This window comes from Klebsiella sp. JB_Kp031, from assembly GCF_040064295.1.
Classification (GTDB): Bacteria; Pseudomonadota; Gammaproteobacteria; order Enterobacterales; family Enterobacteriaceae; genus Klebsiella; species Klebsiella quasipneumoniae.
The window spans coordinates 57,384-81,512 of sequence record NZ_JBEAJW010000043.1 but is presented as its reverse complement, the minus strand read 5'-3'; the positions used below and the strand labels follow the sequence as shown (position 1 = coordinate 81,512).

The 24,129-nt window shown below is 59.4% G+C and carries 21 protein-coding genes, 3 tRNA genes and 1 pseudogene; 12 read left to right on the top strand and 13 right to left on the bottom strand.

What is annotated here, in order from left to right:
* Positions 1–239 precede the first annotated feature (239 nt).
* Positions 240–315, top strand: a tRNA-Asn gene (locus tag ABLV64_RS24920).
* A gap of 93 nt (positions 316–408) precedes the next feature.
* On the opposite strand, the gene ABLV64_RS24915 is transcribed toward ABLV64_RS24920, so the two are convergent.
* On the bottom strand, positions 409–2,043 hold the full coding sequence (locus ABLV64_RS24915; protein ID WP_348843111.1) for a Na+/H+ antiporter: 1,635 nt from the start codon (positions 2,041–2,043) through the stop codon (positions 409–411).
* A 492-nt stretch (positions 2,044–2,535) separates the two neighbouring features.
* Between ABLV64_RS24915 and ABLV64_RS24910 the strand changes: the two are divergent.
* From ABLV64_RS24910 to ABLV64_RS24900, 3 genes and pseudogenes are all read left to right on the top strand, one after another.
* Positions 2,536–3,361, top strand: a pseudogene (locus tag ABLV64_RS24910) (TetR/AcrR family transcriptional regulator).
* Positions 3,300–4,214: an MDR family oxidoreductase gene (locus ABLV64_RS24905; protein ID WP_224222647.1), complete on the top strand. Its 915-nt coding sequence runs from the start codon at positions 3,300–3,302 to the stop codon at positions 4,212–4,214. The pseudogene ABLV64_RS24910 and the gene ABLV64_RS24905 overlap by 62 nt, the downstream one beginning before the upstream one ends.
* 118 nt (positions 4,215–4,332) lie before the next feature.
* Positions 4,333–5,265 carry a nucleoside recognition domain-containing protein gene (locus ABLV64_RS24900; protein ID WP_004203502.1) on the top strand — a complete coding sequence of 311 codons (933 nt, stop codon included), beginning with the start codon at positions 4,333–4,335 and terminating at the stop codon, positions 5,263–5,265.
* On the opposite strand, the gene ABLV64_RS24895 is transcribed toward ABLV64_RS24900, so the two are convergent.
* Positions 5,176–6,798 carry an alpha/beta hydrolase gene (locus ABLV64_RS24895; RefSeq protein ID WP_348843112.1) on the bottom strand — a complete coding sequence of 541 codons (1,623 nt, stop codon included), beginning with the start codon at positions 6,796–6,798 and terminating at the stop codon, positions 5,176–5,178. The genes ABLV64_RS24900 and ABLV64_RS24895 overlap by 90 nt on opposite strands.
* A 270-nt stretch (positions 6,799–7,068) precedes the next feature.
* Here ABLV64_RS24895 and pmrD point away from each other — a divergent pair, with 270 nt between their 5' ends.
* A complete protein-coding gene (gene pmrD, locus ABLV64_RS24890; RefSeq protein ID WP_004203504.1) occupies positions 7,069–7,314 on the top strand; it encodes a signal transduction protein PmrD in 246 nt (81 codons plus the stop codon).
* Positions 7,315–7,443: 129 nt separating this feature from the next.
* Positions 7,444–8,898, top strand: a complete 1,455-nt coding sequence (locus tag ABLV64_RS24885; protein WP_004203506.1) for an AMP nucleosidase — start codon at positions 7,444–7,446, stop codon at positions 8,896–8,898.
* A 168-nt stretch (positions 8,899–9,066) separates the two neighbouring features.
* Here the strand turns inward: ABLV64_RS24885 and ABLV64_RS24880 are convergent.
* A tRNA-Asn gene (locus ABLV64_RS24880) sits at positions 9,067–9,142 on the bottom strand.
* Positions 9,143–9,268: 126 nt separating this feature from the next.
* Positions 9,269–10,705 (bottom strand): EmmdR/YeeO family multidrug/toxin efflux MATE transporter, encoded by a 1,437-nt coding sequence (locus tag ABLV64_RS24875; RefSeq protein WP_032456343.1) that lies wholly within the window; start codon positions 10,703–10,705, stop codon positions 9,269–9,271.
* A 193-nt stretch (positions 10,706–10,898) separates the two neighbouring features.
* Between ABLV64_RS24875 and ABLV64_RS24870 the strand changes: the two genes are divergently transcribed.
* Positions 10,899–10,974 (top strand) — tRNA-Asn (locus tag ABLV64_RS24870).
* A 281-nt stretch (positions 10,975–11,255) separates the two neighbouring features.
* Positions 11,256–12,359: an AarF/UbiB family protein gene (locus tag ABLV64_RS24865; protein ID WP_231791962.1), complete on the top strand. Its 1,104-nt coding sequence runs from the start codon at positions 11,256–11,258 to the stop codon at positions 12,357–12,359.
* Here ABLV64_RS24865 and ABLV64_RS24860 read toward each other — a convergent pair.
* The 3 genes from ABLV64_RS24860 to ABLV64_RS24850 form a co-directional block, all read right to left on the bottom strand.
* Entirely contained in the window at positions 12,356–13,327 is a 972-nt protein-coding gene (locus ABLV64_RS24860) for a sensor domain-containing diguanylate cyclase (RefSeq protein ID WP_004203513.1), read from the bottom strand. The genes ABLV64_RS24865 and ABLV64_RS24860 overlap by 4 nt on opposite strands.
* A gap of 205 nt (positions 13,328–13,532) precedes the next feature.
* On the bottom strand, positions 13,533–14,369 hold the full coding sequence (locus ABLV64_RS24855; RefSeq protein ID WP_004203515.1) for an alpha/beta hydrolase: 837 nt from the start codon (positions 14,367–14,369) through the stop codon (positions 13,533–13,535).
* Between the two features lie 192 nt (positions 14,370–14,561).
* Positions 14,562–15,137 carry a hypothetical protein gene (locus tag ABLV64_RS24850; protein WP_032456345.1) on the bottom strand — a complete coding sequence of 192 codons (576 nt, stop codon included), beginning with the start codon at positions 15,135–15,137 and terminating at the stop codon, positions 14,562–14,564.
* 131 nt (positions 15,138–15,268) lie between these two features.
* On the opposite strand from ABLV64_RS24850, the gene ABLV64_RS24845 reads away from it, so the two are divergent.
* Positions 15,269–16,183 (top strand): LysR substrate-binding domain-containing protein, encoded by a 915-nt coding sequence (locus ABLV64_RS24845; protein ID WP_004203519.1) that lies wholly within the window; start codon positions 15,269–15,271, stop codon positions 16,181–16,183.
* A 5-nt stretch (positions 16,184–16,188) separates the two neighbouring features.
* Here ABLV64_RS24845 and ABLV64_RS24840 read toward each other — a convergent pair whose 3' ends face one another.
* From ABLV64_RS24840 to ABLV64_RS24825, 4 genes are all read right to left on the bottom strand, one after another.
* Positions 16,189–16,524 carry a DUF1869 domain-containing protein gene (locus tag ABLV64_RS24840; protein ID WP_032456346.1) on the bottom strand — a complete coding sequence of 112 codons (336 nt, stop codon included), beginning with the start codon at positions 16,522–16,524 and terminating at the stop codon, positions 16,189–16,191.
* Between the two features lie 4 nt (positions 16,525–16,528).
* Positions 16,529–16,861, bottom strand: coding sequence for a DUF1971 domain-containing protein (locus ABLV64_RS24835; RefSeq protein ID WP_004203524.1), 333 nt, complete (start codon positions 16,859–16,861; stop codon positions 16,529–16,531).
* A 223-nt stretch (positions 16,862–17,084) separates the two neighbouring features.
* Positions 17,085–18,995 (bottom strand): EAL domain-containing protein, encoded by a 1,911-nt coding sequence (locus ABLV64_RS24830; RefSeq protein WP_017899687.1) that lies wholly within the window; start codon positions 18,993–18,995, stop codon positions 17,085–17,087.
* Between the two features lie 10 nt (positions 18,996–19,005).
* Positions 19,006–19,467: a molybdopterin-dependent oxidoreductase gene (locus tag ABLV64_RS24825; protein ID WP_023318660.1), complete on the bottom strand. Its 462-nt coding sequence runs from the start codon at positions 19,465–19,467 to the stop codon at positions 19,006–19,008.
* A gap of 340 nt (positions 19,468–19,807) precedes the next feature.
* Between ABLV64_RS24825 and shiA the strand changes: the two genes are divergently transcribed.
* Both shiA and ABLV64_RS24815 read left to right on the top strand, forming a co-directional pair.
* Positions 19,808–21,127, top strand: a complete 1,320-nt coding sequence (gene shiA / locus ABLV64_RS24820) for a shikimate transporter (RefSeq protein ID WP_048325038.1) — start codon at positions 19,808–19,810, stop codon at positions 21,125–21,127.
* A 46-nt stretch (positions 21,128–21,173) separates the two neighbouring features.
* The gene (locus ABLV64_RS24815; RefSeq protein ID WP_146412027.1) at positions 21,174–21,914 is read left to right on the top strand and encodes a lipoate--protein ligase family protein; all 741 of its coding nucleotides are present in this window, start codon (positions 21,174–21,176) and stop codon (positions 21,912–21,914) included.
* On the opposite strand, the gene ABLV64_RS24810 is transcribed toward ABLV64_RS24815, so the two are convergent.
* Positions 21,874–22,830, bottom strand: coding sequence for a LysR family transcriptional regulator (locus tag ABLV64_RS24810; RefSeq protein WP_348843113.1), 957 nt, complete (start codon positions 22,828–22,830; stop codon positions 21,874–21,876). The genes ABLV64_RS24815 and ABLV64_RS24810 overlap by 41 nt on opposite strands.
* Before the next feature lie 116 nt (positions 22,831–22,946).
* Between ABLV64_RS24810 and ABLV64_RS24805 the strand changes: the two genes are divergently transcribed.
* Positions 22,947–23,336: a tautomerase family protein gene (locus tag ABLV64_RS24805; protein ID WP_023318664.1), complete on the top strand. Its 390-nt coding sequence runs from the start codon at positions 22,947–22,949 to the stop codon at positions 23,334–23,336.
* 21 nt (positions 23,337–23,357) lie between these two features.
* On the opposite strand, the gene ABLV64_RS24800 is transcribed toward ABLV64_RS24805, so the two are convergent.
* Complete coding sequence (locus ABLV64_RS24800) at positions 23,358–24,089, bottom strand: HPP family protein (protein ID WP_017899693.1); 732 nt, start codon at positions 24,087–24,089, stop codon at positions 23,358–23,360.
* Positions 24,090–24,129: the final 40 nt, after the last annotated feature.

Genomic DNA, 24,129 nt, shown 5'->3' with positions numbered 1-24,129 from the left:
GCTGCCCGCCACAGGCGGTGTTATAAGGGATAGTGATAGCAATCCGGTTTTTATTTGCCCGGTAAGCAGATTGTGGTATGCCCCATTAGGGGTACATTCGCACTACAACGGTGCAATCTGCTGAAAAAAACAGCGCATGAGCGGAGGTTGCTGAAATTGTCAGCAGTCGAACGCAATTCTTTGAATCAGGCTTTGACAAGGCCGGGTGGCATCGTTAATATGCGCCCCGTTCACACGATTCCTCTGTAGTTCAGTCGGTAGAACGGCGGACTGTTAATCCGTATGTCACTGGTTCGAGTCCAGTCAGAGGAGCCAAATTTAAAAAAGCCTGCTTTCGAGCAGGCTTTTTGCTTTTCCGCGCCAGCTGCGCGGCCGGAGGGCGAAGGCTCCCCTCCAGCAATGGCGCCCCTAGCGCAAACTCTCTTCCTTCAGGTCTATCTCCCGCAGCACCTCATAAAAGGTGATATCGCTAATGTTGTGAGCGCGACGCAGCCGGAACAGCTCCTGACGCTGGGCGATAATGACCTCTCTTTGCATATATTTCTCCAGCCTGGCGCGCTTCGCCAGCTCCAGCCCGACGTCCTGCCCTTCGTCATTGTCGTTATAGTGAAGCCGACGCTGATAGGTTTCCAGCAGCATATTGCCGGCATCCGCCCGCAGGGCCTGCTCAGTGGGATCCTCCACCGGCTCGTCGAGTAGCGCATTTAGCCGGTTGATGGCCACTTCGGTCATGACGGCGCCAATATCGTCCTTGCCGGTGTCATGGGGTAAATCATCGGCAAGATAGCGGGTCATGAACGGCAGACCGATAGCCGCCACCACCAGCGACATCAGGATCACCGCCATTGAGAGAAAGATCAGCAGTTCGCGGCCCGGGAATGGTGAATCATCCGCCAGCACCGCCGGCAGCGTCAGAATACCGGCGAGCGTCACGGAGCCTTTAACCCCCGCCAGCGCCATGACGGCGAGGATGCTGAATCGCGGACGGACGGTGATGGCCTTGCCCCGGCGTTTACGGCGAAAAATGGTCAGCGTCATCGACAGCCATACCCAGGCGAAACGCATCAGACCGAGCGCGAGAGTGATGGCCACGGCGTACAGCAGCAGATACCAGGGCGAAGGGACGCCGGCCTGGCTGGCTACCGCCGGCAACGTCCTGAGCATGCGGGGCAACTGCTCGCCCAGCATCAGGAAGATCATCCCATTGAGGGTAGTCTGCAGCATGGACCACACCGCGCTGCTTTTCATGCGCGTCGCGGGAAGCCGCGGCCCCGACAGCTGCTCATAGTGCATCGCAATGCCGGCGGCGACGGCGGCAAGAATGCCGGAGACATGGAACGCCTCGGCCAGCAGGTAGGCGGCGAAGGGGATAAGCAGGCTGATCAGGATCTGGATGGCCGGCTCCTCGCGGGTGCGCCGCACCAGAAAGTTATTACATTTGCCGGTGACCCACACCACCACGAGCCCACTGAGGATGCCCCCGAACGCCATCAGGAAAAACTTCATCACCGCCTCTCCCGGTGAGAAGCTGCCGGTCAGCACCGCGGCGATGGCAAAATTAAAAGCGACGAGACCCGAAGCATCGTTTAACAGCGACTCCCCTTCTAGGATATGCGCCATCCGGGAAGGCAGCGGCGAGCTGGCGGTCATTGCCGATACCGCCACCGGATCGGTAGGTGACAGAATCGCCGCCAGGGCGAACCCCGCCGCCACGGTAATCGCCGGAATAAGCCAGTGAATAAACAGGCCAATACCGAGGATAGTCACCATCACCAGGCCTATCGCCAGCGACAGAATCGGCTTCATATCGCGGAAAAACGCGTCTTTCGGGATCCGCCAGCCATCGAGGAAAAGCAGCGGCGGGATAAACAACAGCAAAAAGATATGCGGATCGAAATCGACCTGAAAACCACCGGCGGCCAGCGCGGCGCCCGCCGCAATCTGGATCAACGGCAGCGGCACTTTAACGGGCAGAAGATGGGAAATGAACACCGTCACCACGATGGCCATGATAAAGACCAGCACAATAGCGATTAGCGACATTCCTCCCCTCCTTTGACGGCAATATTCATTCTGTACATCAGGCTGTTATTCCTTTTTCGCAGGTGTGGTTTCAGCGGCGGGTTATTTATCCAGACGCCGATAATAAAGGACAGGCTTTCCTGTCTGGCGGCGTGTTTATTTAAACTGAGGTGGCAACCGGCGCCCGTTCAGGGGGGACAATGTGTTTTATCATGCCGGCATTGTCAATCCGCTATGGTCTGCAAATCATCGTCAGCCCGGCCATATAATCTCTACCATTCATCCTTATCATTCCGTGGCGACCAGAGAGATATATGGTCAGCGGAATAGCCTCAGCGGATTGATATTCTCTGTCGTAACGGCACGATATCCATGCATTAGCCATTATGGATAATCCGCGTCGCCTTCATAAGCCGAATGCCTCGAAATCCCGCCCTTCGCTGCCATACATTGCTTGCCCCATACCAGGATTGGGGGTACCCTGACAAACAATTAAACCACACGGTCTAAATGATGAATCCCGCTATCTCCGCCAACCTGAAGCCCCGCCGCGGCCGACCGCCAAAGGCCGATCGGCAGTTTGTCGACACCCGCCAGGCGCTGATTCGCTCGGGCCTGGAGGTGCTGACCGAAACGGGCTATCTCGCGGCGGGGATTGATGCGGTAATCAAGAATATCGCCGTGCCAAAGGGGTCGTTTTACCACTGTTTCAAAAGCAAGGAGGCCTTTGGCCTCGCCGTGCTTGCCGCCTATGGCGACTACTTTGCGCATAAATTAGATAAATTCCTGCTGGACGACACCGTGCCGCCGCTGGAACGGATGGCGGCCTTCGTGCGAGATGCCGGTCAGGGAATGGAGAAATACCAGTTTCGTCGCGGCTGTCTGGTAGGCAACCTGCTCCAGGAAGCTCCGCTGTTGCCCGAGGCATTTACCCAGCGGTTGCAGGCCATCCTGGCGGCATGGGAGGCGCGCGTGTCCCGCTGCCTGCACGAGGCGCAGGCTGCCGGGGCGATCGCCAGCGACACCTCACCGGAGGCGCTGGCCCAGGTGTTCTGGATCGGCTGGGAAGGCGCGGTGATGCGCGCCAGGCTGGTCCAGTCCGCCTCTCCCCTTAACCAGTACTGGGATTTCTTTGCGCACAATATGATGACAATAACACCTGCACAGGACGGCGATAGCGCCGATAACTCCCTTCAGACGAGGAATACTCAGTCATGAGAGCATTAGTTCTGGACCAGATTGACAACCGCACCGTGGCCGCCGTCAAAGCGATTGACCTGCCCGCCCTTGCCGAAGGCGACGTGCGGGTCGCCATCGACTGGTCGAGTCTCAACTATAAAGATGCCCTGGCGATCACCGGCAAAGGCAAAATCATCCGCCAGTTCCCGATGGTGCCGGGGATTGATTTTGCCGGCAGGGTAAGTGAAAGCCGCGATCCGCGCTTTGTTCCCGGCCAGGCCGTGATCCTCACCGGCTGGGGCGTGGGCGAAAACCACTGGGGCGGTCTGGCCACCGAGGCCTGTGTCAAAGGCGACTGGCTGGTTGCCCTGCCGGAGGCACTCAGCGCGCGCCAGGCGATGATCATCGGCACCGCCGGCTTTACCGCAATGCTGTGCGTCGATGCCCTCGTCAGTGCGGGCATCACCCCGGAAAGCGGTGATATCCTGGTCACCGGCGCCAGCGGCGGGGTCGGCAGCACCGCCGTGGTACTGCTGAAAGCGCTCGGCTACCGGGTGACAGCCGTATCGGGCCGCGAGTCGACGCACGATTACCTTCGCCAGCTCGGCGCCGACGCCATCCTGCCACGCAGCGACTTCGCAGAGACCCGCCCGCTGGAGAAACAGCTGTGGGCGGGCGCGGTGGATACCGTTGGCGGCACGATGCTGGCTAAAGTGCTGGCGCAAACGCACTATCGCGGCTGCGTCGCCGCCTGCGGTCTGGCCGGGGGCTTCGATCTGCCGACCACCGTAATGCCGTTTATTCTGCGCAATGTGCGTCTGCAGGGGGTGGATTCGGTGATGGTGCCCACCGCAGAACGCGACGCGGTCTGGCAGCGTCTGGCCCAGCTGCTGCCGGAGGGCTACTACCAGCAGGCAGCCACCGAAATCACGCTGGAGCAGGCGCCAGCGTATGCAGCAGATTTCCTCAGCAACAATATTCATGGCCGCACGCTGGTCAACATCGGCCAGTAATTCTCTCCTCCCGGCGCCCTATGGCGCCGGTCCCCCGGGCGATCCTGACATATCATTTCCTTCCCCACGGGATTATGATGACGCGAACGAATGGCTTTGCGAGTGGTAAAGAACGTAAATGGATGTCATAAGCATCATTATGGCGGCGGGCAAATCGTCCGTTGACGTCGCGCTGTATACGCTGTTGCCGATCATGGTGATCATGCTGATTATCATGAAATATCTGGAGGTCCGCGGCATCCTCGATGTGATTGTGCGCTGGGTTGCGCCATTGCTGAAGCCCTTCGGCTTAACCGGGATGAGCGCCTTCGCCCTGATCCAGATTAACTTTGTCAGCTTCGCCGCCCCGCTGGCCACGCTGTCCATTATGGACAAACGTGGCGTTTCTGACCGGCAAATGGCCGCCACGCTGGCCATGGTCTTCGCCATGGGGCAAGGCAACGTCTTCTATCCCCTCACCCCTTTCGGCCTCCACTGGCTGGCCTCGATCGTTATCTCAGTTGTCGGCGGCCTGTGCGCGGCCGCCGTCGCCTGGCACGTCACCGGACGGCGCTTATCGGTCGCCGAGAATCCTCGCGCGGAAGCGCTGCCCAACGCCGAGCAGAACAGTCAGGGCATTCTGGCGGTGATCAATAGCGCCGGCTCCGACGCCATCCGCCTGGCGCTCGGCGCGGTGCCGATGCTGATCCTGTCGTTAACCATCGTCGGACTGCTTCAGGGCGCTGGCGCCATCGACCTGCTGCAGCAGCTGCTGAAACCGGTGCTCGGCTGGCTGCACATTCCGCAGAACTTTGTGCTGCCGGCGCTGGTGAAGTGCGTCGCCGGAGGCACCGCTTACTTTGGCGTCATTTCCGAGCTGATCCAGCAGGGCAAAGTCACCGTCAGCCAGGTCAACGCCTCGGCAGGCCTGCTGATCCAGACCTTCGATCTGCCCGGAATCGGTATTTTCCTCGGCATCAGCTCACGGTTTGTCCGCCTGTTTCGCTTCGTGGTTCCCGCGGCGATCGTCGGCATTCTGCTGCGCACCGTCCTGCACCTGAGCCTCTTTTAACGCCTGCGCGCTGGCCTGCGCCTTCAGGCAGGCCACTACCGCCGCCTGTTCGCCGCAGGCGATATGCTCATCGACGCGCGCCAGCATCCACGGAAAGAAAGGATTAGAGGTGACGCGCATTAACGTCTCCAGCCCCACGCTCAACGTTCCGGTTTCTCCACGCAGTGAAATGGTGCCCAGGCTAATGCCGTAGCGGTTCTTCTCGTCCGGCTCGCGGCCATACAGCGAGTCGCTCAGGGGAAACGGCACCGCCACATGCGACAGGGAGTACATATCCGCCGGCCAGGCAAGGTGTAGGGAATAACGATGCTCTTCCCGTTCCTGCGCCAGCGTAGTGCGGGCGACGGTCTGCAGCGTATGCGCCGTCGCGTTGGTCACCACCGTGGTGGTATAGGCCCTCGGCGCCGGCGGTAGCAGCGTATTCACCGCCGCATAGAGCGCGGGACGGAACAGGACCCGGAGATCCGCCGCCTGGTTTATGTCGAACACCACCAGCTCACTGCCGTTGTCCGGCAGGTAGCGATACAGGGACTCCACCACCGCCCGGGTGCTGACGGTGGAATCCATCACCGACTGAAAGGTGAGGACTGGCGGCAGCGCTTTCAGCTCCCCCTGACGGGACGCGCGAATAATCTGCTGCTGCAGCGCCTGGCTTAACAGCCAGGACTGTCTCGCCGCTTTTACCGGAAAAGAGTTGTACTTGAACGGGTTAAATTCAGGCGCCACGTTTAGCCAGGCCGCGCGGGCAAACGCCGGGAAGATGGACGGCAGCCCGGCGAGACCGGCAAAACGGGCAAACGCCGTCACGCCGATCATCGGCGACAGCAGGATAATCTGCTGCGGCTGGCGTAAATGGCTGTCCTCCAGGCTATCGAGGGCATACTTGAGCGCCAGCGCGCCGCCGTTAGAGTAGCCGACCAGATGCAGCGGCACGTCCGCCCCGGCCAGGCGCGTCGCTTCGCGCACCGCCAGACGCGTTGCCGCCAGCCAGGTCTCCCAGTCAACGGCGGTTAACGCCCCCGGCGCGGTGCCATGGCCCGGCAAACGCGGCGCCACCGCCACATAGCCCCGCTGCCGCCAGAGTTGCGCCAGATAGCGCACGCCGTAGGGCGAATCGGTCAGGCCATGGAGCAGCACCACGCTGCCGCGCGGTTTGCCCTGCGGCAATAGTACAAAAGAGCGGTTCCAGTCCTGCGTAAACTGTCCCGGCCAGACCCGGCTATGGCGATAAAAGCGGTTGACTGGGGTTTTATCTTCTTCCGGCAAGGCCTCTGTCACCTCGCGCTGAAGATCGGCGAAAATCGTTTTCTCCCGCGCCAGATACTGGGCAAAGGTCGCCTGGTCGATCTCTTTGGCCGTCATCTCGTTGCCATGCCAGGTATGCCAGGAATGCAGCGCGGGGCCGCGCTGGGACTCATAGATCCGTCCGGCGAGAAACACCACCAGCAGCGCCAGCACCGCAACGATCCCTTTTTTTAACAGTGAGCCAATAACGGCGCCTGACGTTCGCCAGTGGCGTAAAAGATGCTTCATGACGCTCTCTCTATTATTTTTCGCATAGCCGAACTCAGCTGCCCTATTCCTGACAGGCTATTTTCACTGTCTGCTTCTCAGCATAGTCATCGGCTCCGGCAAATTAAACCCGGCAGATCATTCATGTTCAGCGAAAAAAAGCCTACCACTGAGATCAACGTTAGGTCGCCTATTTTTAAACACTGTATAAACCAAGGGGATAATCTTATTGTCAGGCCTTCAGGAAACATGAATTATCGGCAGGGATGTGATCAGGACAGGAAGATATAGATGGAGTGGTGGGTAAAAAAAGTGAGAAAAAATTCAATGACCAGCCCCTGCTGCGTCGTGCTTCAGAGCGGTACATTAGCGATGATTGCTGAAATTGAAGCCTGTCGCCTTCACCTGCAGGAAGGCGATAAACTTACTCCGCTGGCCGATGCGCGTTATTGTCTGAATAATAACCCGACACAGACGTTGAAGATCCTCAAAGCAACCCATTATAGCAGTGAGCGCTGGGCAAACGCCGGCAAATAAATCGGGTCCGACCCCTTTGCCAGTGATGATCTGGGTCTCTTCGCATCTGACAGATAAATTCCCCTTCGCCCTTTTCACGCTGTGACATACTATCGGGAATGTCAGCAGACCTGAAACAAGGAGCGAATCATGAATAACAAGGCCGCCAGTCTGACCCCGGAACAAGCGCTTGCCGAGCTGGAAGCGCGCTATGAAGCCTCGGTCACGGCATTACGCAAAGCCATCGGCGACTATATTGACCATAATACGCTCCCCGATACCGAAGCCCGCGCGGAAGGTCTTTTTGTCTATCCGCAGCTCTCGGTCTCCTGGGACGGCGCCGATCATAAAGCCCTCAAAACGCGCGCCTGGGGACGTTTCACCCATGCCGGGTGCTATACCACCACTATCACGAATCCGAAACTGTTCCGCCACTATTTGCTGGAACAGCTGACCCTGCTGTATCAGGACTATGGCGCGCATATCAGCGTCGAGCTGTCGCAGCATGAGATCCCCTATCCTTACGTGATAGATGGTTCCACCCTGACACTCGACCGCTCGATGAGCGCCGGTCTGACGCGCTATTTCCCTACCACCGAGCTGTCGCAGATTGGCGATGAGACCGCAGACGGCCTGTTCCATCCTACCGAGTTCTATCCGCTGTCGCACTTTGACGCCCGCCGCGTCGATTTTTCGCTGGCGCGTCTGCGGCACTATACCGGCACGCCGGCGGAACACTTCCAGCCCTACGTGCTGTTCACCAACTATACCCGCTACGTGGATGAGTTCGTCAGCTGGGGCTGCAGCCAGATCCTCGATCCCGACAGCCCCTATATCGCTCTCTCCTGCGCCGGCGGGATCTGGATCACCGCCGAAACCGAAGCGCCGGAGCAGGCCATTTCCGATCTGGCGTGGAAGAAGCACCAGATGCCGGCCTGGCATTTGATCACCCACGACGGCAAAGGGATCACGCTGATTAATATTGGCGTCGGCCCGGCCAACGCCAAAACCATCTGCGACCACCTGGCGGTGCTGCGCCCGGATGTCTGGCTGATGATCGGCCACTGCGGCGGCCTGCGCGAAAGCCAGGCTATCGGCGACTATGTGCTGGCCCACGCCTATCTGCGCGACGACCATGTACTGGATGCGGTGCTGCCGCCGGATATTCCCATCCCCAGCATTGCCGAAGTGCAGCGCGCCCTGTACGACGCCACCAAGCAGGTGAGCGGGATGCCGGGCGAGGAAGTGAAGCAGCGGCTGCGTACCGGGACGGTGGTCACCACCGACGACCGTAACTGGGAGCTGCGCTATTCCGCTTCCGCGCTGCGCTTTAATCTCAGCCGCGCGGTGGCTATCGATATGGAGAGCGCGACCATCGCCGCCCAGGGCTATCGCTTTCGCGTCCCCTACGGCACGCTGCTCTGCGTCTCGGACAAACCGCTGCACGGTGAGATCAAGCTCCCCGGTCAGGCCAACCGCTTCTATGAGGGGGCCATCTCTGAGCATCTGCAGATCGGCATCCGGGCCATCGATCTGCTGCGCGCCGAGGGGGATCACATGCACTCGCGTAAGCTACGCACCTTCAACGAACCGCCGTTCCGCTAACCGGTGACGTGAGAATAAAGAGGAAAACGCTGGCGTTCCCCGCTGGGGAGCGTCAGCGCTCGGGTGAGCGAAACAAACGTCCCGGCGGTGACTCCAGATTTTTCGTCCGCAAGGAAACAGGCAGACAGAAAAGCAAAAAGCCTGCTCGAAAGCAGGCTTTTTTAAATTTGGCTCCTCTGACTGGACTCGAACCAGTGACATACGGATTAACAGTCCGCCGTTCTACCGACTGAACTACAGAGGAATCGTGTGAACGGGGCGAATATTAACGATGACGCCGTACGCTGTAAAGCCTGTTTTTAATAAAATGAATCGTTTGCCGAATTATTCCTCACTTTGCGCAAAAAATGGCGTTTATCCGGCAAACGGATCAGGTTTCCGGCGTTGAGGCCTTAACCCGCGGGTACTTCCACAGCCAGCGACCGCTCACCATGCGGAAGTAAAACAGCGCGCCGCGCACGGCCCAGTCGAGCACCATCCCTAACCAGACGCCGATCACCCCCATCCCCAGCACGATGCCCAGCGTATAGCCCGCCACCACCCGGCAGCCCCACATGCCGAGCATCGACACCCACATGGTATAGCGTACGTCACGGGCGCCTTTAAAGGCGCAGGGTAAAGTCCACGACAGCGACCAGATCGGCATAAACAGGGCGTTGAGCCACAGCAGCTGCTTCACCACCTCTTTTACATCCTCTTCATGGGTATAGAAAGAGGCGATAAAGCCCGCGAACGGGGCGCTGCCCCAGGCAATCAGCGTCAGAATAATGGTCGACAGCCAGAACACATGCCAGGCCTGGAATTCCGCCTGACCAATCTGCCCTTTCCCCAGCCGCTTGCCGGTGATGATCGTCGAGGCGGAGCCGAGGGCGTTGCCCGGCAGGTTAATCAGCGACGCCACCGAAAAAGCAATGAAGTTGCCGGCGATAACGTTGGTGCCCATCCCGGCGACGAACATCTGGGTCAGCAGCTTACCGCCATTGAACAGAACCGATTCGATACTGGCCGGGATGCCGATCCCCATCACCTCCCAGATAATGGCGAAGTTAAAGGGTTTGAAGTAGCCTTTCAGCGACAGCCGCAGCGCGGGATTGAGGCCCACCATCAGCACCCAGATAGTGGCGATGGCGCCAATATAGCGGGCAATGGTCAGCCCGAGACCGGCGCCGACAAAGCCCAGCCCCGGCCAGGAGAAGAGGCCATAGATGAGCACGCTGCTGATTAGGATATTGAGGATGTTCATCCCGCCGTTGATCAACAGCGGGATTTTAGTGGTACCGGCCCCGCGCAGCGCCCCGCTGCCGATCAGCGCAATCGCCGCCGCCGGATAGCTCAGCACCGTCAGCTCGAGATAGGTCAGCGCCAGGTCCTTGACCTGGGGGGTGGCATCGCCGGCGACAAAATTAATAATTTCCTGACCAAAGGCGTGGATCACCCCCGCCAGCACAATGGAAAACAGGGTCATAATGGCCAGCGACTGGCGCGCGGCCGCTCTCGCCCGCCGCCGATCTCGCTTGCCGAGGCTAAAGGCTACCACCACCGTGGTACCCAGATCGATGGCGGCAAAGAACGACATGATCACCATGTTAAAGCTATCGGCCAGACCCACCCCGGCCATGGCCTCTTTTCCCAGCCAGCTGACAAGGAAGGTGCTCAACACCCCCATCAACAATACGCAGGCATTTTCCAGCAGAATGGGCACAGCGAGGGGGCTGATTTCGCGCCAGTACAGCACACGATAACGCTGACGTTTTTTAAACCAGGATGTCCGTTCGACGGCCTGGCGTACGGCGGAGGTGACGTTCAAGAGAGACCTTAGTGAGAGATGTTGAAACAACATTTCAAATGATGATCGAGAAATGGATATCCTGCAAAGTATTTTTCCGTAATAATTGTCGGAAATGACAACAAATTGTTGATGGAAGCGGCAGTTGCACCTGAACGGGCGAATTGATGTTTGACAAAAGATTTTTCGCCGCTAAGATACGACTCCACACGATTCCTCTGTAGTTCAGTCGGTAGAACGGCGGACTGTTAATCCGTATGTCACTGGTTCGAGTCCAGTCAGAGGAGCCACATTTAAGAAGCCTGCTTTCGAGCAGGCTTTTTGCTTTTCTGCGTCTCTGGCCTTAACGCAGAATCGCATCCAGCCCGGCAAGCACCTCATTGACAACGGCGACAGGTATGCGTTTCAGACGCTTGCCTTTCGCTACCGCCGCCCTACGCCCCAGGTATCCTCCATGAACACGCCGCCGCTCAACCTGAAAAAGCGCCCGGCGGTAGGATGATTTTGCTGACGCTTGCGGGTGAGATAGCGTGAATGAATCACTCTGTCCCATGTCTTATAAGGAGGCGCCATGAACCTCAGACAACAGCAGCAGCAGGCGTTTGACCGCAGCGGTCAGCCGCTTATCGTCGGCGACGTCAACCACTGTCCACTGCCGCCGGAGACCCTCGCCGCGCTGGGTCCGGATTCCCCCTATGTGGCGCAGGTATACGGTTCGGGTCTGACCGGCGAGGTTTACCGGCTGCGCATCGCCGGCAAGGAGTATAATTTAAAGAAACGACGCGCCGTCGCCGGCGTTGCCAATCTTAACGGCCAGCTGTCGTTTTTGAATGAGGTACAGCGCCGACAGGCGTTGCAACGGCTGAAGGATGACCCGAATACCGCACTGCGCTTCACCCACATCGTCCCAACGCTGTATGCCGATTATCGCCTCGGCATCCTGCTCTCCCCCTGGATCGATGGCGAGCCGATTCACCAGCTGACCCCGCCGCTGATCGCCCAGCTGTTCACCACGCTGGAAGCCTGCGAGGAGCAGGGGCTGATGGAGTGGGATCTCTGTAGCGGGAACCTGTTGGTGGACCGGGAGGAGCAGCTGTGGCTGTTCGATTTTGGCTATATGTATCCCTTCGACCCGCTAAGAGAATTCAACAGCAACGGTCTGGCCGATCCCCTGTTTCACTTTGTCGAGCGCTTTGAGACCCGTTTCTTTTTTAGCTGGCTGATGACCCGGGTGCCCGATGCCGAACAGCAGCTGGCGCAGTATCGCGAGATGAAGCGGCTGGCCGTCGAAAGCTACCGGCGCAAGCTGGTATGGCTTCGCGCCCGGCGGGCAGCCCCGCAGGTACAGGCTCATTTTCAGCAGATAACGACGCGCTGGGAGACGGCGCTGGCTGACCCTTCCGCACTGCGCCGCTTGTTTGCCCTGGAAGCCTTCCGCTCCCATGTGCTGGATATTGAAGACGACCTGCATGGCCAGTCCTGCACCTTGCTCACCCTGCAACGTATCGACTGGGTGATAGGCCAGCTGGAACAGCATTATCGCTTTATCGCCGACGAAGGCGGCCTGTTTTACGACAACGCTGGGAAATCGCAGCAGGCGCTACTCGGTGACTATGCGCAGAAGCGGCAGCAGGCGCAGCAGTACCTGCTCAATGCCGCCGCGGCAAAGGATTAACGGCGTTCGCGCCCCTGTTTCTGCTTCGCCTGATACATCAGGCGGTCGGCGGTGGCCACCAGCGCGTTGAGACTGGGATGGCTGGCGGGATCGTACTCGACGCAGCCCCAGGAGAACGCCAGCTGCCAGGGGTGAGCCGCCTGTTGATTGAAACGCGCTACGTTGTGGCTGAGCGTCTCCATTGCCGCCGCGGCATCGTGGCGGCTGGTATTGGCGAACAGAATAATAAACTCATCGCCTCCCTGCCTGGCGAGGATATCGGATTCACGGAAGGCGCTTTTCATCAAATCGGCGATGGCGATCAGCGCGCGATCGCCCTCTTCATGCCCCCAGGTATCGTTGATGTGCTTAAAGCGATCGAGGTCGACAAACGCCAGGCTCACCGGCTCATGGCGGCGCTGGGCCGTCAGCAGGGCATACTCGGCGAGGGTGAGGAATCCCCGGCGGTTAAACAGTCCCGTCAGCTCATCGGAGGTTGCCGCATCCAGCACCTTGAACTCATCCTCCACGATCGCCGCCAGATCGCTTAAGATCTGTATTTCATGCGCGGAGAACGAACGCGGCTGATGGTCCATCAGACAAAAAGACCCCACCGTCGCGCCATCCGGCAGCTGAACCGGGTACCCGGCGTAAAAGCGGATAAACGGCGCCTGAATCACCAGCGGATTGTCGTGAAAACGCTCGTCCTGCTGCATGTCGTTAACGATAAGCGGGTCGGTTTGCAAAATGGTATGGGCGCAAAATGAAATATCTCTCGGCACCGTGTCCACATCCAGACCGGCACAGGATTTGATGTGCAGCAGATCTTCCCCTACCAGGCTGATGGAGGCCACCGGCAGGTTATACAGCGAACGGGCAAGCCTGGTCAGGCGATCAAAGCGTTCTTCTTTTCCGCTATTCAACAGCCCGGAAGAGCGAAGCGATTGCAGGCGACGCTGCTCGTCGGGATGAAGTCCGGCTAATTTCATTGTCTCTCTCTTGTCTCTTGCGCAGAATTCCACCGGGATTCCCGCTGGAAACCCGGTGTTTTATCCTGCCAGGGGAAAAATAGTCGTCAGGTATCCCATGAGTTAAGCAGATTTCCCCTGCTCGTCAACCGGCGCGCCCCGGCGACTGGCGGCCAGGGCGCTGGCGGAAGGCCATTGACGGCTTTCCGCCCGGCGAAAGGGAAGATCAGGCGCGGATAAACGCCAGCAGGTCGGCGTTGATGGTATCGGCGTGAGAAGTGTGCATCCCGTGCGGGAAGCCAGGATAAATGATCAGCTGGCTGTTGGGCAGCAGCTGGTCCTGCAGGATAGCGGCATTTTTATAGGGAACCACCTGATCGTCATCCCCCTGCATAACCAGCACCGGCAGCGTAATCGACTTAAGATCTTCGGTCTGGTCGGTTTCTGAAAACGCCTTGATGCCTTCATAATGGGCTTTGGCGCTACCGATCATCCCCTGTCGCCACCAGTTCTGGATCGTCCCCTGCGACACCTCCGCCCCGTCACGATTGAAGCCATAGAACGGGCCAGAGGCGACGTCGAGATAGAACTGGGCGCGGTTAGCCGCCAGCGCTTTGCGGAAACCGTCAAACACCTCGATCGGCGTGCCGCCAGGATTCTGTTCGGTCTTGACCATCAGGGGCGGGACGGCGCTGATGAGCACCGCCTTCGCCACCCGCCCCTGCGGCTGACCGTAGCGGGCCACGTAGCGGGCGACCTGGCCACCGCCGGTAGAGTGTCCAACATGGACCGCATTGTGCAGATCCAGATGCTCCACTACCGCCGAGACGTCTGCCGCATAATGGTCCATATCATGCCCCTCGCTGACCTGATCGGAGCGGCCATGGCCCCGGCGGTCGATAGCGATGACCCGAAAACCTTCGGCAAGGAAAAACAACATCTGGTTATCCCAGTCGTCGGCGCTTAACGGCCAGCCGTGATGGAAAACAATCGGCTGAGCTTCCTTTGGACCCCAGTCTTTGAAGTAAATATTGACGCCGTCTTGGGTGGTGACAAATGCCATGTTACAGACTCCTCTCTCAGGATAACCAGCCTGCAGGCCCGTGCCTGGGCTGAATGCCGACGGCGGCCGGCTGAGATGCCAGCCGCGCAGGAATGTGATGCCAGTAACAGTGTAGAAGAAATTTATCACCCCGCCGGACGACTTATCCCGTCTCGCTTGATCGGCTCGCTCAAGCCCAGCAAGCGCCAGCGGCTACGCCGCACTCTCCTGCTGGCGGATCCGCACAATCAGCGCGCCGAGCAGCGCCCAGTCCAGCAGCACGGCGAAGGCAAAGCACACACCGCCGCGTCCTGCCCCGGCGGTGTGCCAGGTCAGCAGCGTCGCCGCGATGGCGACAGCCACGCTCAGCGCCGTGGCGCCGCTGACGCGGCTACCCGACAGTGCCGCCCGTCCCGCGGCAACGCGCCAGGCGACAGCCGCCCCCGCGCTGCCGAACGTCACGCCGGGGAGCAGCGCCGGCCAGGCCTGGCCGCCATACCACGCCACCAGCGCCAGCAGCCAGCCGGCCGCCGACAGCAGGAAAGCCCAGCGCGTTGCCGCCAGGGGCGCCCGATAGAGCCTGGGCTGCGCGCGCGCGAATCCCCATCCGGCGCCGAAGGCCGCGATCAGGAGCGCCAGCAGACCCAGCGTGCCGCTCGCCCCGATAACGGGAGCCATGATTAACAGCAAGGCCCCGGCGGCGAAGAGCACGCTGAGAGCGATGGCGCGGCCGCGCGGGTCGATGGTTCCCGCCGCGTCCGCGGCGGCATGGTGGTGTAAAACGTGCATATTCAGCTCCTGACACTGTAAACGACATGAAAATAACTCATGCCATCGTCTTTACATGCCCGTAGCCTATCGCCACTATACAGGGACACACAAACGCATAGTTTTCAGCCATAGATGAGAAAAACTCAGCCATGAGAACACCCCGCCTGCCGCCGCTGGGCGCCCTGCGCGCCTTCCACGCCGTCGCCCGCCAGCGTAGTTTTAAACTGGCCGCCGGGGCGCTCGGCGTCAGCGCGACGGCGGTCAGCCATCAGATTAAACTGCTGGAATCGGTCCTGGAGTGCCGGGTCTGCGAGCGCAGCGCGCAGGGCGTCAGCCTGACCGCCGACGGCGAGATCCTCTACGCCGCCACCCAGCGCGCCTTCAGCGCCCTGGAGCAGGCCGTTGTGCAGATAGCCCAGGCCCGCCAGCCGCCATCCTTAACCGTCACCACCACCTCCAATTTTCTCACCCACTGGCTGGTGCCACGGCTGGCGGACTTCACCGCCCGCTTTCCGGCTATCGACCTGCGTCTGCACACCAGCGTCGAACGGGTGGATCTGCATCTGGGCACGGTGGACGCCGCGATTCGCTATCGCGAAACGCCCGAGCCGGATCTGTGCTGTACGCTGCTGCATGAGGATCGCTTTATCGTGGTCGCCAGCCCGACGCTGGCCCTCAGTCGGCCTGACGATCTGGCGGAAGTAACACTGTTTCACGTCGCCAACCGGCACGTACCGGCGGATTCGCCGAGCTGGGAGAACTGGCGTCGCCGCTATGGACCGCCGACGCTGAATATTGACGCGGGGTTAACATTTAGCGATGAAACCCATGCCCTGCAGGCGGCGGTGGCTGGCCAGGGGGCGGTGATCGCCAGCGAACTGCTGGCGCGGGATCTGCTGCAGCGCGGAGTGTTATCCGCGCCATTCAGCAGCGCGTTACCGGGCGCCAGCTACTACCTGGTCACCACCGAGGCGGCAGCGCAGCGGGGGGATATTATCGCGCTGCGGGAGTGGCTGGTGGGGCAGATGGCCTCGGGCGACAGCGGCCAGCCGGCAGCGGGATAGCGGCCTTACCAGCCGCAAACGTTGGTCTCTTCGTCGGACTCATAGCCGCGGACGATATTGATCAGCTCCTTCACTGCATCGGCCGCGGCGAGCGGATCGCGCAGCGCCGCCAGCGAGGAAAAGCTTTTATCGACCGAGACGCCGTTATTGTTATTGGTGACCGTCAGCACAAACTCCCCCTCTAAATTGTCGTCCGGCAGATCGCTCAGCAGCCCATTAACGGCCTCCACCGCCTGCTGCGGAATATACAATGCCATCGGTTTGAGGAATATTTTTTCTTGTTTCCGCTGAAGGCGGCCATTCTCTACCGCTAAGGTATAACCTTTATTTTCACTGTTCATGCTTTTAGCCCTCGATAAGAATATTCGGATCAACATAGAAGTCGACATTAAATACCGTGTCCTCCGACAGGGCCTCAATGCAGTGCCATTTTTCCGGCGGAAAAACGCCAAACTGGCCGGCTTCAATGGTCAGGGTTTCAACCGGCTCGGGGCTGCTCTCATCGGCATAGCCGAGATAGCGGATCGCCCCCTGCATCACCGACAGCCGGGGATAGACCCCCTGGCGGGTGCCAGCGTCCAGATGGCGGCGCCAGATAGAGGCCGGAGCGGTCTCCTTTGTCCACAGCGGCGTGCTGCGGGTATGAACGTAATGGGTGGGAATAATAATTCGCTGCATGATTGCGCCTCACTTTACCGTCGCACAGGATACGGTCAGAAATAATCGATATGATGCATATCATATACCTCTTTCAAAGGGGAAGGATATTATTTTGCCGGTGAATTTTACCTCTACTCCTTTTTATACCCCTCAGGGATTAACGCTTTGATAAAATAAAAAAGGCGATTACAGTGTCCTGAAATCGCCCCGCAATAATTATGTTAAGCCGTTTACATTTAAATTAGCGCAGCGGACTCGGTTTGCCGATTAAATAGCCCTGCACCAGGTCGCAGCCCAGCGCCTGTAGCGAGGCCAACTGCTCTTCGGTCTCCACGCCTTCAGCCACAATACGCATATGCAGGCTCTTTCCCATGCTGATAATCAGGCGCACGATATCCAGATCGTCTTTTTGCTCCGGAATATTAATAACAAACGAGCGGTCGATTTTGATTTTGTCGAACGGGAAGTAGCTTAAACGTGACAACGAAGAATAGCCGGTACCGAAGTCATCGATGGAGATTTGAATGCCCTGCTCGCGCAGCTGGCTGAGAATTTCCAGCGAACGGGTGTTCTCATTGAACACGTCCGACTCGGTGATCTCCAGATCCAACCGTCGCGGGTCGAGGCCAGTCTGCTGCAATACGCTGATAATGGTGTCGGTCAGCGAGGTGTTCATCAGCTGAATCGGCGAAACGTTGACCGAGACCTTGAGCGGCGTCGCCCAGCTGGCCGCTTCGGCACAGGCGGTTTTCAGCACCCACTCGCCGAGGGCATTGATAAGGCCGATTTTCTCTGCCACCGGGATAAACACCGTCGGCGGCACGGCGCCGCGCACCGGATGGAACCAGCGAACCAGCGCTTCGTAGCCGTAGATTTCGCGCGTGACGGTATCGGCGATCGGCTGGTAGTAGACTTTGAATTCGTCATGGGACAGGGCCTGCAGCAGATCGTCTTCAAACGATTTATTCTCCTGCAGACGCTGCAGCATCCCCGGCCGGAAGATTTGTACATGGCCGCTGCCCTCTTTTTTCGCCTCATACAGCGCGAGGTCGGCGCACTTATACAGATAATCGGTCCGGCTTTCGCCATCAGAGATCACGATCCCGATGCAGGCGTCGATATTAATCTGCGCATCGTAGATCTGATAGGGCTGGCTGATCTTCTCCCGGATAACATTGGCCCGCTCGAGGGCCATCTCTTCGGTGAGATCGTAAGAGAGCATCGCGAACTCATCGCCGCCGAGGCGATACAGCGTCTCAGAGGTTTTACGGAAAAAAGAGAGGCGGCTGGCCAGATCCTGCAGCAGCTTATCGCCGGCGTCATGGCCGAGGGTATCGTTTACATCCTTAAAGCTGTCGAGGTCAAAAAGCATCACCACGGCGCATCCGTTATAGGGACGCACCTGATTGACGATCTCCTGCAGACGCTGCCAGAAAGAGAGACGGTTTGGCATACCGGTCAGCGAATCATGGTAGGCGTCGTACTGCAGACGACGGTTCTGCACCTGCAGCTTCTCTTTCGAGACCTGCAGATCGTTGGCCAGGGTTTTCATACGAACGTGGGCGCGCCGCAGATTATTATTCTGCCGCAGCATCAGCAGCCCGAGGGTAATACACATGGCGATCAGCAAAATGGAGATCACCGAGTAGATATAATAGAGATGCTGAATTTTATCATGGGTGATATTAACGATATTAATATCTTGCGTCAGCGTGGCGGCCGCCATTGAGGTCAGGGGACCATCCAGCTCGCTTAACACCGGCAGGATCGCTTTAACCTGTGCCGGCGTCATGGTGTCAACTTGTTTATCAAGCAAATGAAGATTGCGGATCAGCGTGGCGACCACCGCCTTCCGCTGTTCGCTTTTATTAATAAAGCGACCCAGATCGCCCTGCTGCAGAAGTTCGATCTGGCTCATCATGATCTCGAGGCGCAGGCGCACCTCATCGTGGTCCGCCCCTTCGGCCCCAATCGCCATGCCCGCCAGACGAGACTCCAGTCGCATATATTCCGATACCATCTGCGACATTGACCACGAGTCCGTATAGCGGGTAAATTTTTGCAACTCACTTTGTCGCTCATGCACCAGATAAGTAATATATCCAGTAACAATAAACAACGACAAAATAATAGCCGTGAGTATTCGATTCAAGATCCAACCCTTACTCTATAATAATCTTAGAAACTTGCCAGGCCGATCGGGAATAATAGATCTGGTTCTGTAATTCAGCACTGCTGTCGTAAGGGTAGACGATAAATAACGGGCCTTTATCCCGAACGCGCATATATTCGCCGTTCATTTTTAACGCCATAATGACCGGGAATTTATAAAAATCGTCCATCGGGATAAGGGTGGTGTAGTCGTTGAGCGCCAGCACGCGGACGGATTGGCCTTTAGCGCCGACTAAATCCATGAGTTTATTAAGGGGAATGCCATCAAAACGGACCTTCCCGGTGTACCAGGGGGTGGTGGTTTCCACCGTCTTCATGCCCAGTTTTTCCAGCATCGCGAGATCAAAAACCGCCTTGTCACCGACGTTCGTATTTCCGATTTTCCCGGAAATGGTCAGTACAGGTTTTCCTGTCGGCGCAGGCAGTTTTTCAGCATAAGCAGAAGGCAACATGACAGAACAAAATAAAACTGCAAGAAGTAGACGCATTTAACTCACCATTCCAGAGAAGGAGACATGTTAAGTGTAAACCATTTACGTCAATTCTTAAAAGGTGCTCCTCTTTGTTATCCGTTGATTTAATTAAAAGTATAAGCTGGCTGGCAAATTGCCAGAATGTTTAGTAAAGGGTGTGATTTCGCCCGCCTTTCCGGCCGCTTATTTTTGCACCAGTTCTCCGCTTAGCAGGCAAACTACTTTCCTCCACGGCCGCCGCGCGGTAGTCTCAGTGCAGACGCTACGCGAAAAGCGTCTCATTCCAATAACAACGAATATGTGACTGACAGGACAGGGTATGGATTCAACAATAAGCGTGCAGCCCGACGAGGCGCCGGATTCGCTGCATCGGGCCCGGCGGGCGGCATGGGGCAGCTTTGCCGGCGCCGTGGTCGACTGGTACGATTTTCTTCTCTATGGCATTACCGCCGCGCTGGTGTTCAACCGCGAATTTTTCCCGCAAATCAGCCCGGCGATGGGCACCCTTGCCGCATTTGCCACCTTCGGCGTCGGGTTTCTTTTTCGCCCGCTGGGCGGGATTATCTTTGGCCACTTCGGCGACCGTCTCGGGCGCAAGCGGATGCTGATGATGACCGTCTGGATGATGGGTATCGCCACCGCCTGCATCGGCCTGCTCCCGTCGTTCAGCCAGATCGGCTGGTGGGCGCCGGTGCTGCTGGTATTCCTGCGGGCGGTTCAGGGCTTTGCCGTCGGCGGCGAATGGGGCGGCGCGGCGCTGCTCTCGGTGGAGAACGCTCCGAAGGGAAAAAAAGCCTTTTACAGCAGCGGCGTGCAGGTGGGCTACGGCGTCGGCCTGCTGCTCTCCACCGGGCTGGTATCGCTGATCAGCAGCCTGACCACCGACGAGCAGTTTCTCAGCTGGGGCTGGCGCTTACCCTTCCTGTTCAGCGTGGCGCTGGTCCTGATTGCGCTGTGGATCCGTAACGGTATGGCCGAATCGCAGGAGTTTGAGGCCCAACAGCGCCAGACCAACGCGCCGCAGGTGAAAAAGCGGCTGCCGGTGGTGGAAGCCCTGCTTCGCCATCCCGGGGCGTTTTTACTGATTATTGCCCTGCGGTTGTGCGAACTGCTGACCATGTATATCGTTACCGCCTTCGCCCTCAATTACTCAACGCAAAACCTCGGCCTGCCGCGTGAGCTGTTTCTCAACATCGGCCTGCTGGTGGGCGGCCTCAGCTGTCTGACTATCCCCTGCTTCGCCTGGCTGGCGGACCGTTTTGGCCGTCGGCGGATCTACATTACCGGGGCGCTAATCGGCACGCTGAGCGGTTTCCCGTTCTTTATGGCGCTGGAGAGTCAGTCCGTTTTCTGGATCCTGTTCTTCGCCCTGATGCTGGCCAATATCGCTCATGATATGGTGGTCTGCGTCCAGCAGCCGATGTTTACCGAGCTGTTCGGCGCCAGCTATCGCTATAGCGGCGCCGGCGTCGGCTACCAGGTAGCGAGCGTAGTCGGCGGCGGCTTTACGCCGTTTATCGCCGCGGCGCTGGTCACCTTCTCCGGGGGAGCCTGGCACAGCGTGGCCCTCTATCTGACCGCGGGATGCCTGCTGTCAGCACTCACCGCGCTGCTGATGAAAAAACATACCGTCGACTGACCCGCCTGCGGAGGGCGCGACCCGCGCCCTCCGGTAAGGAGAATGCATGTCTTTATTGCCTCTGGCCGACTGCTGGCCACGCCGCTTTACCCCCGCCTCGCTGGCGCTGCAGTTTTGCGAGGACCCCACCCTGGCAGAACAGCCGCTGTTTGCCAAAGCCTGCGCCGGCGAGGCCGTCGCCCAGCTCTGGCAGGCGCCGCAGGGATTCGTGGTGCCGGGGAGCTATCGTCAGTTTGCGGACCTGCCGGCGGTCAGCGCGCATTTTGCCGCGCGGGGCTGGCCGGTATGGCTCCGCCGCTCCGGGGGCGGTCTGGTGCCCCAGGGGCCGGGGATTATCAACCTCAGCCTCGCCTGGCCGGTGCAGCAGCCGCTCGGCGAAGCCGCCGAACCCATCTATCACTCGCTGTGCGCTGTGCTGCAGCGCACCCTCGCGCGCTTCGGCGTTGCCAGCCACCCCCAGGCGGTGAGCGGTTCCTTTTGCGATGGCCGTTATAATCTCGCCTGCGGGGAGGGAGAGGCGGCGCGTAAGATTGTCGGTACCGCCCAGTACTGGCGGCCGCTGACGGCGAGCGGCGGCCATGTGGTGCTGGCCCATGCGGTGATCCTTATTGACGCCGACCTGAGCGCGGCGCATCAGGCGGCGAACGCCTTCGAAGCGCAGCTCGGCAGCGGGCGGGTCTACCGCGCCGACAAAACCGTCACCCTGGCGCAGTTGCTTCCCGGCGAGCGCCATCTGCTCCCCCGATTCAGCGAGGCGCTGGCGCGGGAGCTGGACGCGGCTCGCTGAAGGTCGCTTTCAGGTAGCGGCTGAATGTCTCCACCGCGCGCGACACCCGCGGAGCATAGGGCCGGATGACGTACAGCCGATCGGCGAACACCTCCACCGGCTGCCACGCCGGCAGCAGCTCCTGCACCAGCCCGCGGCCGATGGCCTCCCGGGCGCTAAAATCCGGCAGCAGCGCCACCCCCAACCCCGCCAGCACCGCATCGCGCAGCGACTCGCTGTTGTTGGTGGCGAACGGCCCCTGCACGTTGATGGTCACCCGTTCATCGGGCGTCTGGCGGGAGGCAAACGTCCACTGCGGGCGCTGGGGCCCACGGGGATAGGTCAGGCACTGGTGATGACGCAGATCGTCAGGCGTCTCGGGGCGGCCATGGCGAAGGATATAGTCGGCGGACGCGACGATCAGCGTCGCGGTGTGGCACAGCGGCCAGGCGACGTGGGTGTCCGGGAGCGCCTCGCGCAGACAGTGGCGGATGGCGAGGTCGAACCCTTCGCTGCCGAGAGAGACCAGCCGGTCGGTAACCTCCAGCTGCAGATGCAGCTGGGGATGCTGATGCAAAAACGGCGCGATCGCCGGCACCAGCTGTTGACGGGAAAAAGCCACCGGCGCGGTCAGGCGCAGCGTCCCCCGCAACGGCCCGCCCTCATCGCAAGCGCCGGTGAAAATATCCCGCAGCTGGCCAAACGGCTCATTGAGCTCCGCCACCAGCCGCAGCCCGTCGTCGCTGAGGCTGACGCTGCGGGTGGTGCGATGGACCAGTGTTTTACCGGTCACCCGCTCCAGCTCGCTGATTTTCTGGCTGATGGCCGACTTGCTGATCCCCAGCTTTTCCGCGGCCCGGGTATAGCTTTTCTGCTCTTCCAGCACCGTCAGCCAGTAGAGATGGGCCCAGTAACTCTCCGGACGACTCTCGCTCATGTTGATTGTTCACCAGTAAAAACAATGTATTCAACTATAGCGGTTTTTGCCCGCGACGGCATCGGCTACCATCTTTATCAGACCGCGATTATTGCCTAACGATAAGGAACACCTGCATGCCATTACTGACATTTGACCTGATAGAAGGCCGTACGGAACAGGAGATCAGAACCCTGCTGGATGCCGCTCATCGCGCCGTGCTGCGCGCCTTCGAGGTACCGGAACGCGACCGCTACCAGATTGTTCACGAAAACAAAGTCCACCATATGGTGATTGAAGATACCGGCCTCGGACTGACCCGCACGCGGGATCTGGTGGTGGTGCGGGTCTATACCAGCCCGCGCAGCGACGCGCAGAAGCAGCGCTTCTTCGCCATATTGCAGGAGGAGCTGGCGGAGCACTGCGGCCTGAGCGGCGATGATCTGATGGTGTCGATTATCAGCAACCAGAAAGGCGACTGGAGCTTTGGCCGCGGGGTCGCCCAGTATCTTACCGGCGATCTCTAACCCGCGGCCGGGAGAGTGCTGTCAGCGGCGGCCAGCCGCCGCGATGCGCTGGCGCGCCTGCTGTTCGATATTTTCCAGCAGTTCCTGGACATCGTCTTCGTCAATGTCGAGGAACTGTCCTTCCAGCAGCGCGGCGTGAATATCTTCCCGGGTAACCGAAATGCCCAGCGGCACCGTCCGGGATTTGACCTCCTCTGCCGCCAGCGGATGGGGGTAGCGGCGGCCAACCAGATTGTTAAACACGATGGCCAGCAGCGCCAGCATCAGCGAGTTGAGCAGCACCGGCGTCAGCACAAAGTGATAGCCTTCGCTGTGCACCCCGGCGCCGCCGAGGATCGCCGTCAGGGCCACCGCGCCGCCGGGAGGATGCAGGCAGCGCAGAAAATACATTCCGGCGATGGCCAGCGCCGCCGCCAGCCCGCAGGCCAGCGCCGGGTCGGGCACCAGCATACCCACCGTGACGCCGATCAGCGCCGACAGCACATTGCCGCCGACAATCGACCACGGCTGCGCCAGCGGACTGCTCGGCACGCCAAACAGGAGTACCGCCGAGGCGCCCATGGGGGCAATAAACCACAGGTTAACTTCGCCCAGCAGCCAGTGGCTGAACATGCTGGTCACCGCCAGGCCGGTGCCGGCGCCGATGGATCCCAGCACAATATGCCGTCGAGCCACCGGCAGCGCATGCGGCTTCAACCGCCCAAGGAAAATCCGCAGCCGTGAAAACAGGCCCGCGGGAATGACACTCAACATCGCTTTATCGCTCAGATCATAGGAATAACTTATATTTTAT